A 12,153-nucleotide genomic window follows, 5' to 3' on the forward strand; every position below is an offset into this window, starting at 1 on the left:
CATGAACTTCCAGGTCAACTCCTCGCCCTTCGCCGGCAAGGAAGGCAAGTACGTCACCAGCCGCAACATCCGCGACCGCCTGCAGAAGGAACTCAACACCAACGTCGCCCTGCGCGTCGAGGACACCGCCGACACCGACGTGTTCAAGGTCTCCGGCCGCGGCGAGCTGCACCTGACCATCCTGCTGGAGAACATGCGCCGGGAAGGCTACGAACTGGCCGTGTCGCGGCCGCAGGTGGTCACCCGCGAGGTCGACGGCGAGAAGCAGGAGCCTTACGAGCTGCTCACCATCGACGTCGAGGAGGAGCACCAGGGCGCCATCATGGAGGAAATCGGCCTCCGGCGCGGCGACATGCTGGACATGGTGCCGGACGGCCACGGCCGCGTCCGCCTCGAATACCGCATCCCGGCCCGGGGCCTGATCGGCTTCCAGGGCGAGTTCCTGACCATGACCCGGGGCACCGGCCTGATGAGCCACGTCTTCGACGACTGGGGCCCGATCCGTCCGGACATGCCCGGCCGCCGCAACGGCGTGCTCATCTCCGCCGAAGACGGTCCCGCCGTGGCCTACGCCCTGTGGAAGCTGCAGGACCGCGGCCGCATGTTCGTCAACCCGGGCGACCCGCTCTACGAGGGCATCATCGTCGGCGTGCACAGCCGCGAGAACGACCTGGTGGTGAACCCGATCAAGGGCAAGCAGCTCACCAACGTGCGTGCTTCGGGAACGGATGAAGCGGTGCGCCTGGTACCGCCCATCGAGATGTCCCTGGAGCGCGCCGTCGAGTTCATCGAGGACGACGAACTGGTCGAGATCACGCCCAAGTCGATCCGCCTGCGCAAGCGCCATCTCAAGGAACACGAGCGGCGGCGTGCGGCGCGCGAGGCCTGAGTGTCGGCGGAGGCTGACATGGGCGCAGCGCATGTCAAGCCGCGCAGCGGCGGCCGTAGCCAACACCCTGGGCGTGCGGCGCGCGAGGCCTGAGTGTCGGCGGAGGCTGACATGGGCGCAGCGCATGTCAAGCCGCGTAGCGGCGGCCGTAGCCAACACCCTGGGCGTGCGGCGCGCGAGGCCTGAGTGTCGGCGGAGGCTGACATGGGCGCAGCGCATGTCAAGCCGCGCAGCGGCGGCCGTAGCCAACACCCTGGGCGTGCGGCGCGCGAGGCCTGAGTGTCGGCGGAGGCTGACATGGGCGCAGCGCATGTCAAGCCGCGTAGCGGCGGCCGCAGCCAACACCTTGGGCGTGCGGCGCGCGAGGCCTGAAATGGCCGCTCGCCCGTGCCGGGCGCGCTGCGCCGGGTGAGGGCATGGCCGGCTTCCTGAAGTCCCTGTTTTCGGCCGGGCAGTCCCTGCAGCTGGACCCGGGCGCCTGGGCGGAGGCCCTGGCGCTGCCGGTATTCGACGGCCTCGCGGCCGATGACGCCGCCAGGTTGCGCGAATTGGCCGGCCGCCTGCTTGCCGACAAGACGTTCAGCGGTGCCGCCGGCCATGCCGTCGACGCCGCCATGGCGACCCGGATCGCCGCCTTCGCGGCCCTGCCGGTGCTCAACCTGGGCTACGACTGGTACAAGGGCTGGAGCGAGGTCATCGTCTATCCGGCCGAGTTCGTGCCCGAGCGCGAGATCGTCGACGACTACGGCATCGTCCACCGGGTGCGCCAGCCGCTGTCCGGCGAGGCCTGGGAGGGCGGGCCCCTGGTGTTGTCCTGGGACGACGTGCTGTATTCGGGCGGCGGCCAGGGCTACAACGTGGTGATCCACGAGTTCGCCCACAAGCTCGACATGAAGAACGGCGCCGTCGACGGCCTGCCGCCGCTCCATTCCGGGCTCGCGGTGGCCGACTGGGCGGCCGCGTTCGGGCAGGCCTATGCCGATTTCTGCCGCCGGGTCGACGCCGGCGAGGAGACCGCCATCGATCCCTATGCCTCCGAGAGTCCGGCGGAGTTCTTCGCCGTCCTGTCGGAATGTTTCTTCGAGATGCCGGACGTCTTGGCGGACGACTATCCGGCGCTCTACGAACGCCTGCGGCGTTTCTACAAACAGGATCCCCTTTCCCGTCTGGAGAGTTCATATGACACTGCAACTACATGACCACGACCATCAGGACGCGGTGTGCGACAAGTGCATCTTCGACACCGACACCCATCACTTCGACGCCGACGTCATCGAGGGCTCCAAGAGCCATCTCGTCCTGGTCGACCTGTGGGCGGACTGGTGCGGGCCGTGCCATTTCCTCACCCCGGTGCTCACCAAGGTGATCCCGGAGTACGGCGGCAAGGTGCGCCTGGCCAAGGTCGAGGTCGACGAGGGCGACAACATGAAGATCGCCGGCCGCAACGGCGCGAGAGGCTTCCCGACCGTGCTGGTGTACAAGAACGGCGAGGTGGTGGACCGCTTCCACGGCGCCAAGCCCGAGCACTTCGTCCGTGAACTCATCGACAAGCATCTGGCCTGAGCCGGCGGACCGGCTCGCCGACATCGAGCCCTTCCGGGTCATGGCCGTGCTCACCCGGGCACGGGCCATGCAGGCGGCCGGGCGGGACATCGTCCACATGGAGGTGGGCGAACCGGACTTCGCGACCCCGGAACCGATCGTCGAGGCCGGCATCCGGGCCCTGCGCGCCGGCCATACCCACTACACGCCGGCCCTCGGCCTGCCCGAGCTGCGTTCGGCGATCGCCGGCTACTACGCGGCCCGGCACGGGGTCGCCGTCGCGGCCGAGCGGGTGGCGGTCACGCCGGGCGCGTCGGGTGCCCTGCTCCTGGTCATGGCGGCGCTGTTCAACCCGGGCGAGGAGGTCCTCCTGGCCGATCCCGGTTATCCCTGCAACCGCCACTTCGCCCGCCTGGTCGAGGCCGCGGGCGTCGGCGTGCCGGTCGGCCCGGAGACCGGCTTCCAGCTCACCGCCGAGTTGGTCGAGCGGCACTGGGGGCCGCGCACGCGCGGCGTCCTGGTCGCCAATCCGGGCAACCCGACCGGCACCGTCATCCCGGCCGCCGAACTGGCCGCCATCCACGCCGCGGTGCGCGCGCGCGGCGGCTGGCTGATCGTCGACGAGATATACCACGAGCTGATCTATGGCGCCGACGAGCCCAGCGCGGCCGGCCTGGGCGAGGACGTCGTGGTCGTCAACAGCTTCTCGAAATACTGGCTGATGACCGGCTGGCGCCTCGGCTGGCTGCTCGCCCCGGCCTTCCTCATGGCGGCCATCGAGCGCCTGGCCCAGAACGTCTTCCTGGCCGCGCCGACTCCCGCCCAGCACGCGGCCCTGGCGGCCCTGGGCCGGAGGCGCGCGCCCTGCTGGAGGCGCGCAAGGCGGAATTGGCGCGGCGGCGCGACTACCTGGTGCCGGAACTGCGCCGGCTGGGCTTCGGCGTGCCGGTGGTGCCGCAGGGCGCCTTCTACGTCTATGCCGACGTCGGTGGCTTCGCCGCCGACGCCGAGTCCTTCGCCGCCGACCTGCTCGAGCGGGCCGGCGTCGCGGTCACGCCGGGCAGCGATTTCGGCCGCTACCGGGCCGAGCGCCACGTCCGCTTCGCCTATACGACCGAGGTCGCGCGCCTGCAGGAGGCGGTGGCCCGGATCGCCGCCCACCTGGCCCGTTAGCTAGGCCGCGTCGACGTCCAGGTAGCGGAGCACCTGGGCGGTCGCCTCCTGGGGCGTGAGGATGTCGTTCCTGAGTACGATCTCCGGTGCCTCGGGCGCCTCGTAGGGATCGTCGATGCCGGTGAAGCCGAGGCCGTGGCCGGCCGCCAGGGCCTCGCGCGCCTTGCGGTACAGGCCCTTGGGATCGCGGCTCTCGCAGACCGCGATGGGGACGTCGACCAGCACCTCGACGAACGGCAGGCCGACTTCGCGGTGCAGTTGCCGGACCCGGTCGCGGTCGGCGCGATAGGGGCTGATGAAACTGGTGATGGCGATCACGCCGGTGTCCGCGTACAACCGGGCCACTTCGCCGATGCGGCGGATGTTCTCCTCGCGGTCGGCGGCACTGAAGCCGAGATTCTTGTTGAGGCCGTGGCGTATGTTGTCGCCGTCCAGGACGTAGGCCAGGCGGCCGCGCCCGAGCAGGGCATGTTCCAGGGTGAAGGCGAGGGTGCTCTTGCCCGAGCCGCTCAGGCCGGTGAACCAGATGGTCATGCCTTTCTGGCCGAGCAGGGCCTCGCGTTCGGTGCGGCTGACGTGGCCGCTGTGCCAGGTGATGTTGGTGGCGCGTATTTCGGTCATGCGGGGGCTCCGGTGGCGCGGGGGATCAGATCAACTTGAGCAGGGCGAAGGCGCCGAGCAGCAGGGTGGCCCAGCCGACCACGCCGCGCAGGGCGGCTTCCGAGGTCCGGCTGACGGTGAGCGTTGCCATCGGCACCGAGAGCATGGCGCCGGCCATGAGCGGCGCGGCCAGTTCCCAGGCGATCGACTTGCCGGCCGCCAGGTAGGCCAGGACCCCGACCAGGCAGGTGAGCGACTCGGCTACCGAAGTGACCGCGACGGCATGTTTGGCGGGCAGGCCGGAGACCACCTGGCCGGCGGTGACCAGGGGCCGTAGCCGCCGCCGGAGAGGCCCTTGTTGAAGGCGGCGACGGCGCCCACGGCGACGATGCCACTGGCCCGGTAGGGCACCTGGCGGCGCCGCGTAAGCAGGATCACGACGCCCATGGCCAGGATGATGGCGGTGATGCCGATGCCGAGCCAGAACTTCGAGATGCTCACCGCCAGCCAGACCGCGAGCAGGGCGCCGACGCCGCTCAGGCTGGCGAGCAGCAGTACGGTCCGGCGCGCGTGGCGGTCACCGAGGAAGTCGACGTTGCCGTCGTGCTGGTGCAGGACCCCGGCCGCGACGCCGGTCATCAGTTCGCTCAGCAGGATGGCCGGGACGATCTGCAGCGGTTCGAAGCCGGCCACCAGGAGCAGTGGCGTCAGCGTGGTGCCGTAGCCCATGCCCAGGCTGGAGTCCATGAACTCGCAGGCCAGGGCGGCCAGGAAGATGGCGAGCAAGGTGAACCCCGGCAGGCCGAGGGCGCTCCGCGTGGCGAGGTCGCCGCCGGGCAGGAAATGCAGGCCGGTCAATACCAGCACCGTGGCGCCGACCAGGCCCAGCCAGACCCGGGTGCGCCGGCTCGACAGCGGTGGTAGGGCGGCGGCGAAGGCGAGGGCAGGCATGGCGGGCTCCTTGATGACGGACGCCACGGCCCACGCAAGCGGCGTGCCGGCTCTGCCCGGCCGCCCCGGAAGCCGCCCGGGGGCAGGGCCTGCCGGGGAAACGCGACTGGCGTAACGTGGCGCCCTGGCCTAGTCTGTTAAATATCACGGATAAATCATTTATATTTCATGGAAAACGATGATATTTCATTGGACTCAGGTGAAATCTCTGAGCTGGACGCCCTGGCGGCGTTGTGTGTCGAGGACGACGCCGGCGTCGACGACTTTCTCGTCGAACTGGGCCGCAACCTGGGGCCGGGCAGTCGCCGCCTGCTGCAGCGGCTGGCCGCGGAACGCCAGGCCGGGCGCCAGAAGCGGCCGGGCGGCAACCAGGCCATCGTCGGCGCCGAGGCCGGGCTGCGCGAGGTCATGGCGGCGGTGCGTCAGGTCGGTCGCTCCGACGCCCCGGTCCTGATCCTGGGCGAGACCGGGACCGGCAAGGAGGTCGTGGCGCGGGCGGTGCACCAGCATTCCCGGCGCGCCGGCGGCCCGTTCCTGCGCGTGAACTGCGGGGCCATCCCGGCGGAACTGATCGACTCGGAACTGTTCGGCCACGAGCGCGGCAGCTTCACCGGTGCGGTGGCCACGCGCAAGGGCTGGTTCGAGCGCGCCGACGGTGGCACCTTGTTTCTGGACGAGATCGGCGAACTGCCCCTCGCGGCCCAGGTCCGCCTGCTGCGCGTCCTCCAGGACGGCAGTTTCCAGCGCGTCGGCGGCGAGCACGTGCTCAACGTCGACGTCCGCCTGGTCGCGGCCACCAACCGCGACCTGCGCCAGGCGGTCGGCGTCGGCGCGTTCCGCGAGGACCTGTGGTTCCGCATCGCGGTGTTCCCCATCCCGTTGCCGCCCTTGCGCGAACGCCTGCAGGACATCCCGGCCCTGGCCGCGCATTTCTCGCTCCGGGCGGCCGAGCGTCTGGGTTTGCCGCCGCGCATGCCGGACGCCGCCGACCTGGACCTGCTGGCGGCCTATCCCTGGCCCGGCAACGTGCGCGAACTGGCGTCGGTGATCGAGCGTGCGGCCATCCTCGGCGACGGACACAGGCTGGAGGTGGCGCGGGCCCTAGGGGCGGTGCCCACGCCGGCGCGCGCGACCGTCGGGGAGACCTCGCCGGCGGCCCCGGTCGAGGACCTGGAGACGGTCATCCGCCGCCATATCGAAAGCGTCTTGGCCTCCTGCCACGGCCGCGTCGAAGGTCCGCACGGCGCGGCCCGGTTGCTGCGCGTGAATCCACATACCCTGCGTTCGAAGATGCGCAAGCTGGGCGTCGACGCCGGACGTTTCCGCGCCTAGCGCGGACATAAAAAAAGCCGGCCCGAAGGCCGGCTTCCACGCGACAAGTAACGAATTACTTGGCGGGTTCGGCGGGAGCAGCCGGGGCAGCTTCCGGGGCCGGGGCGGCAGCTTCGGGAGCCGGAGCAGCCGGGGCGGCTTCAGGAGCGGGAGCCGGAGCGGCGGCTTCGGGAGCCGGCATCGGAGCGGCTTCTTCCTTCTTGCCACAGGCGGACAGACCCAGGGCCAGGAGGGCGGCGAGCAGGACGGAATATTTCATTTGATATTTCCTTAATAAAAAGTTGATCAACGAACTTGCGATCCGCGGCAAGTAGCTAACGAATCGACGCTGGATTCTAGCAAAACGATCAACTAATGCTAGAGGTTCCGATAGTCTTTTTTATACTCGTGTCACCCTAGTATTAATGTCCGATGTGCAGGTATCCGCTGCAGTACCAGTCGTGCAGGAGCGCCGCCGCAACCGCGTCCGCTTCCCCGGCCGGAAGGGTCCGGCTGTCGGCCAGTTGGCGCAGCATGGGGGCCAGGCCGGGCTCGGCGTCCAGGCGTTCGCCGTTGATGTAGAAGGCGTCACCCAGGTAGAGCATGAGGGTGCGCGGATCCAGGCGCGCGCCCTTGGCCGCCAGGCGGCGCCCGAACGCGGCGGCGGACAGTGGCCGCTCGGGCGGGTCGAAGAAGATGTGCGGTTTCGGCTCGCTGAGGTAGCGGCCGATGAACTCGTCCATGTCGGCATCGTTCCAGCGTACGCGCCGGATCATGTCCTTGAGCCCGCGCACCATGCCGTCGGGAATGCGGCCGGGCTGGCGGGAATAGCGCAGGTCCGGATCGGCGTAGACGCCGTCCAGGCACAGGGTGTCCTGCAGATAGATCAGGAACTGGGTGGCGATCTCCTGCGTGTTGGGAGTGCGGAAGCCGATCGACCAGGTCATGCAGTCGGTCAGCGCGACGCCGTTATGGGCGTACTGCGGCGGCAGGTAGAGCATGTCGCCGGGTTCCAGGTCCCAGGATTGGTCGACCCGGAAGCGCTTGAGGATACGCAGCGGACAGTCGTCGACCACCTCCAGGTCGTCCTGGGCGCTGATCTCCCAGCGCCGGCGGCCGAGGCCCTGGATCAAGAAGACGTCGTAGGCGTCGAAGTGGGGCCCGACGCCGCCGCCGGGCGGGGCGAAGCTGACCATGAGGTCGTCGAGGCGCGCGTAGGGGACGAAGTTGAAGGCGTTCAGCAGGGCGTCGCCGCGGCCATCGAGCAGGTTGACGCCGGACACCAGCAGGCTCCAGTCCTTCCTGGGCAGGGCGGCCAGTTCGGCCGCCGTGAACGGACCGTGCTTGACCCGCCAGTTGTCGCGCACGTGGCGCACCAGGCGGCTTTCGGCTTCCTCGCGGCAGGCCAGATCCATCAGCCCGGCGCCGTCGATGACGTGCTCCAGGCCGGGGACGGCATTGCGGATGAGCAGGGGTTTCTTGTGCCAGTATTCGCGGAAGAAACGGGTTGGCGAGAGGCCGCCCAAAAGGGCTTTCAGATCGGGAACTGCGAATTCAATCGGGCGATTGCGCTTTGTCATGGCCGGGCTCATATAATGGCTGCGTGTCCCACTGATGTCATGAGGTCGATATGTTGAAACCGGGCGACGAGGCACCGGATTTCGAATTGCCGGATGCCGACATGGAGATCGTCCGGCTGGCGGATATGAGAAAGGAGCGCAACGTCGTGCTCTATTTCTACGTTCGCGATAATACGCCCGGCTGCACGACCGAGGCCATTGAATTCAGTGACCTGGAAGGCGATTTCGCCCGGCTCGGCTGCGTTGTGCTGGGCGTGTCGCGCGACGATTGCATCAGCCACGGGGTATTCCGCGACAAGCACGGCATCTCGGTCCGCCTGCTGGCCGACAAGGACTGCGTCGTCTGCCGGGCTTACGGCGTGCTGGTGAACAAGGAGGTGGATGGCGTGATGCGGGAAAGCGCGCAGCGTTCGACCTTCCTGATCGACCGTGCCGGCAAGGTGCGTCAGGCGCTCTACGGCGTGACGGCCAAAGGCCACGCCGAGGAAATGCTCAAACTGGTAAAGGAACTCTAAATGCAAATTGGCAAGGACACCGTCGTCTCCATCTCCTACCGTCTCACCACCGGTCAGGGCGACCTGCTGGAGGAGGCTTCCAGCGACCATCCGGCCGCCTATCTGCACGGTGGCTACGACGGCATCTTCCCCAAGGTCGAGGCGGCCCTGGAAGGCAAGGAAGCCGGCGCCGAGGCGGAGGTCATGCTGGAGCCCGAGGATGCCTTCGGCGACTATGACGCCGAGCTGGTGCGCATGGAGGACGTCAACCTGTTCCCGGCCGAGGTCGCGGTCGGCATGCAGTTCGAGGGCGTCAGCGAGGATGGCCAGCACCGCATGCTCTACACGGTTACCGACATCGCCGACGGCAAGGTCGTGGTGGACGGCAACCATCCGCTCGCCGGCCAGTCCCTGCGTGTCCAGTGCCGCGTCGTCGACGTGCGCGCCGCCCTGCCGGAAGAGATCGAGCACGGCCACGTGCACGGTCCCGAAGGCCACCATCACCACCACTGAGGGGGCCGGCGCGGTACAATGCGCGCCCCCGACATCGATACCCGTTCCGGCACATGAAAGTCACGTTCCTGGATTTTGAACAGCCGATCGCCGAGCTGGAAGCCAAGATAGAAACCCTCCTGGAAGGGACCGAGAAGGAAGCCGGTTCCGACGAGCAGGAGGAGAAACGGGTCGACCTGGCGCCGGAGATCCAACGCCTGCGCAAGAAGAGCGTCACCCTGACCAAGGACATCTACGCCAAGCTGAACGCCTGGCAGATTTCCCAGGTGGCCCGGCATCCGCAACGGCCCTACACCCTGGACTACATCAAGGGCCTGTTCACCGATTTCGAGGAGCTGCACGGCGACCGTGCGTTCTCGGACGACGCCGCCATCGTCGGCGGCCTGGCCCGCTTCCAGGGCGAGCCGGTGGTGGTGATCGGCCACCAGAAGGGACGCGACACCAAGGAGCGCCAGTACCGCAACTTCGGCATGCCGCGCCCGGAAGGCTACCGCAAGGCCCTGCGCCTGATGCGCCTGGCCGAGAAGTTCCAACTGCCGGTGATGACCTTCATCGACACCCCGGGCGCCTATCCCGGCATCGACGCCGAAGAGCGCGGGCAGTCCGAGGCCATCGCCCGCAACCTGTACGTCATGGCCGAGCTGAAGACGCCCATCATCTGCACGATCATCGGCGAGGGCGGTTCCGGCGGTGCCCTGGCGATCGGTGTCGGCGACGTGGTGCAGATGCTGCAATACTCCACCTATTCGGTGATCTCGCCGGAAGGTTGCGCCTCCATCCTGTGGAAGAGCGCCGACAAGGCGCCGCTGGCGGCCGAGAGCCTGGGCATCACGGCGCCGCGCCTGAAGACCCTGGGCCTGATCGACAAGGTCGTCCATGAGCCGGTCGGCGGTGCCCAGCGCGACCCCGACGCCATGATGGAAAACCTGCGCGACGCCCTGGTCGATGCCCTCATGGAGGTGCGCGAGCAGCCCATGGACGTCCTCCTCAACACCCGCTATGCCCGCCTCATGGGCTATGGCAAGTTCAAAGAGACGCGCGCCCGCTGAAGCCGCCGCGGCCGGCCGGCCCGGCCGTCCGGGCGCCCGGACGGGCTACGGTTGCAATGGCCGTTGACCTGGCCGCGCATGTCCGCGATTTCCTGAGCCCCCGCCTGCCGCCCGCCGCCCGCCTGTGCGTGGGTTATTCCGGCGGCCTCGATTCCTCCGTCCTCCTGCACATCCTGGCCGATTTGCGCGGCCAGCTGGGCTACGCGCTCGCCGCCGTGCACGTGCACCACGGCCTGGCGGCCGAGGCCGATGCCTGGGCGGCGCACTGTGCCGCCCAGTGCGACCGCCTCGGGGTGCCGCTCAGCGTGCGTCGGGTCGCCGTCGGCCGGCACGGACACGGCCTCGAGGCGGCGGCGCGCGCGGCCCGCTACCAGGCCTACCGCGACCAGGCGGCCGACTTCATCGTCCTCGCCCACCACCGCGACGACCAGGCCGAGACGCTGTTGTTCCGGCTCCTGCGCGGTGCCGGCGTGCACGGTCTGGCGGCCATGGCGGCGGAACGTGCCGATCCGGCCGGGCGTCTGCTCAGGCCGCTCCTGGCGATTCCCCGCGCCGACCTGGCGGCCTACGCACGCGAGCACGGCGTCGCCCACGTCGACGACGCCAGCAACGGCGACCTCGCGCTCACCCGCAACTGGCTGCGCCACACCGTGCTGCCGGAGCTGGAATCGCGTTTTCCGGCCAGCCGCGTGGTACTCGCGCGCACCGCCGAACAACTGGCCGAGAGTGCCGGCCTGCTCGACGATCTGGCGGCCGCCGACCTGGCCCGCTGCGGCGACACTGACGGTCTGCGCCTGGCCGCCCTGGCCACCCTGGCGCCGGCCCGGGCGCGCAACCTGCTGCGCTATTGGCTGCACCGGCAGGCGGGTGTCCTGCCCGGGCGCGCCTGGCTGGCCGAGGCCATGGCGCAACTGCTCGACGCCGGCACGGACCGGCAGCCCGAACTGGCGCTCGGCGAGTGGCGCCTGCGCCGCCGCCACGGCCTCGCGGTGCTGGTGGCGCCGGGCCCGGAAACGGCGCCGGAACGCTTCTGGCAAGGCGAGCCGGAACTGGACCTGGGCGGCCGCGGCCGCCTGCGTTTCGAGCCGGCGCTCGGCGACGGGCTGGCGGCCGGCTGCCTGGCCGGGCAGGCGGTACGCGTCGGCTGGCGGGCCGGCGGCGAGCGCCTGCGTCCGGATTGCCGGCGCCCGGGCCGGACCCTGAAGAATCTCCTGCGCGAGGCCGGCATTCCGGCCGACCAGCGCGGCCAGCTGCCGTTGCTGTTCGTCGGCGACCGGCTCGCCTGGGCGGCCGGCCTGGGCGTCGATTGCGCCTGTCAGGCCGGCCCGGGGGCGCCCGGCTGGCTCATTTCGTGGTGCCCACCAGGCCGCTGACACCGAGGCGCTTGAGTTCGGCCTGGGCCTTCTCGGCCTCGGCGCGGTCGCGGAACGGCCCCACCTGGACGCGCGTCTCCGTGTAGGCGCGGATGCCCTGGCGATTCAGGCGGGCGACCAACTCCTGGGCGTTGCGCGGGTTGCTGAACACGCCGAGTTGGACCACGTAGTCGCCACTGGCGGCGGCGGGTTGCGGCGCGGCCGGCCGGGGCGCGGGGGTTGCGCTGGCGGCCGGGGCGGGCGGGTGGTTGGCGCGTGCCGGCGGCGTGACGGGTACGGCCATCTGCGGGGCCGGCGGGGGCGGCGGTGCGACCGGGGCGTCGGCGGCCGGGGGGCTGGCCGCGTCGCCCGGTTCGGTGCCAGGCGCGTCGCTCGCCTGCGGTGCCGCCGGCGGCGGCGCGACCGGGGCGGACACGATGGGCGACGGGGGCGTCGGCTTCGCCGCCGGCGCTGCCTTGCCGGAGCGGTCCAGCCACCACAGGGCGGCCAAGGCAAGGGCGGTCACCAGCCCGGCGACGGCCAGGCGCGCGGTTGCCTTGCGACGGATGTCGGAGCCTTCTTCCCGGACGCTTTCCTCGGCCACGGCGATCTCCTGTTGTCATTGAATCGCCTTCATTTTAAGGGGGTTTCGTGCTATTTTTGCCGGCCTTTTACAGTCCTTTTTTCCATCCGGAGATT

Annotated in this window: 15 protein-coding genes and 1 pseudogene; 10 read left to right on the top strand and 6 right to left on the bottom strand. The window is 69.7% G+C overall.

Features of this window, described 5'->3' with window-relative positions:
- The 5 genes and pseudogenes from EZJ19_RS03000 to EZJ19_RS16550 form a co-directional block, all read left to right on the top strand.
- Nucleotides 1-889 (top strand): large ribosomal subunit assembly factor BipA (locus EZJ19_RS03000; RefSeq protein WP_476704067.1); only part of this gene is annotated, 889 nt, incomplete at its 5' end.
- Nucleotides 890-1,305: 416 nt separating this feature from the next.
- Nucleotides 1,306-2,088, top strand: a complete 783-nt coding sequence (locus EZJ19_RS03005; RefSeq protein WP_131444818.1) for a M90 family metallopeptidase — start codon at nt 1,306-1,308, stop codon at nt 2,086-2,088.
- Nucleotides 2,069-2,452: a thioredoxin family protein gene (locus EZJ19_RS03010; protein WP_131444819.1), complete on the top strand. Its 384-nt coding sequence runs from the start codon at nt 2,069-2,071 to the stop codon at nt 2,450-2,452. The genes EZJ19_RS03005 and EZJ19_RS03010 overlap by 20 nt, the downstream gene beginning before the upstream one ends.
- Nucleotides 2,453-2,549: 97 nt before the next feature.
- Nucleotides 2,550-3,221, top strand: a pseudogene (locus EZJ19_RS16545) (aminotransferase class I/II-fold pyridoxal phosphate-dependent enzyme); the annotation flags it as partial.
- A 122-nt stretch (nt 3,222-3,343) separates the two neighbouring features.
- Nucleotides 3,344-3,604: an aminotransferase class I/II-fold pyridoxal phosphate-dependent enzyme gene (locus tag EZJ19_RS16550; RefSeq protein WP_276320095.1), complete on the top strand. Its 261-nt coding sequence runs from the start codon at nt 3,344-3,346 to the stop codon at nt 3,602-3,604.
- On the opposite strand, the gene cysC is transcribed toward EZJ19_RS16550, so the two are convergent.
- Genes cysC through EZJ19_RS03025 form a run of 3 tightly spaced genes read right to left on the bottom strand, consistent with a single transcriptional unit; the run spans nt 3,605 to nt 5,155 of the window.
- The gene (gene cysC, locus EZJ19_RS03020) at nt 3,605-4,225 is read right to left on the bottom strand and encodes an adenylyl-sulfate kinase (protein ID WP_131444820.1); all 621 of its coding nucleotides are present in this window, start codon (nt 4,223-4,225) and stop codon (nt 3,605-3,607) included.
- Between the two features lie 25 nt (nt 4,226-4,250).
- Nucleotides 4,251-4,514, bottom strand: coding sequence for a TSUP family transporter (locus tag EZJ19_RS15980; protein ID WP_206199299.1), 264 nt, complete (start codon nt 4,512-4,514; stop codon nt 4,251-4,253).
- The gene (locus EZJ19_RS03025) at nt 4,466-5,155 is read right to left on the bottom strand and encodes a sulfite exporter TauE/SafE family protein (RefSeq protein WP_206199300.1); all 690 of its coding nucleotides are present in this window, start codon (nt 5,153-5,155) and stop codon (nt 4,466-4,468) included. Before EZJ19_RS03025 ends, EZJ19_RS15980 begins: the two co-directional genes overlap by 49 nt.
- Nucleotides 5,156-5,344: 189 nt before the next feature.
- Here EZJ19_RS03025 and EZJ19_RS03030 point away from each other — a divergent pair, with 189 nt between their 5' ends.
- A complete protein-coding gene (locus tag EZJ19_RS03030) occupies nt 5,345-6,487 on the top strand; it encodes a sigma-54 interaction domain-containing protein (protein WP_206199301.1) in 1,143 nt (380 codons plus the stop codon).
- Nucleotides 6,488-6,542: 55 nt separating this feature from the next.
- Here the strand turns inward: EZJ19_RS03030 and EZJ19_RS03035 are convergent, their stop codons facing one another.
- Nucleotides 6,543-6,746: a hypothetical protein gene (locus EZJ19_RS03035; protein ID WP_131444822.1), complete on the bottom strand. Its 204-nt coding sequence runs from the start codon at nt 6,744-6,746 to the stop codon at nt 6,543-6,545.
- Between the two features lie 142 nt (nt 6,747-6,888).
- Nucleotides 6,889-8,046, bottom strand: a complete 1,158-nt coding sequence (locus EZJ19_RS03040; RefSeq protein ID WP_131444823.1) for a cupin domain-containing protein — start codon at nt 8,044-8,046, stop codon at nt 6,889-6,891.
- Between the two features lie 50 nt (nt 8,047-8,096).
- Between EZJ19_RS03040 and EZJ19_RS03045 the strand changes: the two genes are divergently transcribed.
- Genes EZJ19_RS03045 through tilS form a run of 4 tightly spaced genes read left to right on the top strand, consistent with a single transcriptional unit; the run spans nt 8,097 to nt 11,475 of the window.
- The gene (locus EZJ19_RS03045) at nt 8,097-8,561 is read left to right on the top strand and encodes a peroxiredoxin (RefSeq protein WP_131444824.1); all 465 of its coding nucleotides are present in this window, start codon (nt 8,097-8,099) and stop codon (nt 8,559-8,561) included.
- Nucleotides 8,562-9,053: an FKBP-type peptidyl-prolyl cis-trans isomerase gene (locus tag EZJ19_RS03050; protein ID WP_131444825.1), complete on the top strand. Its 492-nt coding sequence runs from the start codon at nt 8,562-8,564 to the stop codon at nt 9,051-9,053.
- 53 nt (nt 9,054-9,106) lie between these two features.
- Nucleotides 9,107-10,102 (top strand): acetyl-CoA carboxylase carboxyltransferase subunit alpha, encoded by a 996-nt coding sequence (locus EZJ19_RS03055; protein WP_131444826.1) that lies wholly within the window; start codon nt 9,107-9,109, stop codon nt 10,100-10,102.
- Between the two features lie 56 nt (nt 10,103-10,158).
- Nucleotides 10,159-11,475 (top strand): tRNA lysidine(34) synthetase TilS, encoded by a 1,317-nt coding sequence (gene tilS, locus EZJ19_RS03060; protein ID WP_131444827.1) that lies wholly within the window; start codon nt 10,159-10,161, stop codon nt 11,473-11,475.
- On the opposite strand, the gene EZJ19_RS16555 is transcribed toward tilS, so the two are convergent.
- Nucleotides 11,447-12,058 (bottom strand): SPOR domain-containing protein, encoded by a 612-nt coding sequence (locus EZJ19_RS16555; RefSeq protein ID WP_131444828.1) that lies wholly within the window; start codon nt 12,056-12,058, stop codon nt 11,447-11,449. The genes tilS and EZJ19_RS16555 overlap by 29 nt on opposite strands.
- Nucleotides 12,059-12,153: the final 95 nt, after the last annotated feature.

Source organism: Parasulfuritortus cantonensis (assembly GCF_004337445.1).
In the GTDB taxonomy this organism is placed as follows: Bacteria; Pseudomonadota; Gammaproteobacteria; order Burkholderiales; family Thiobacillaceae; genus Parasulfuritortus; species Parasulfuritortus cantonensis.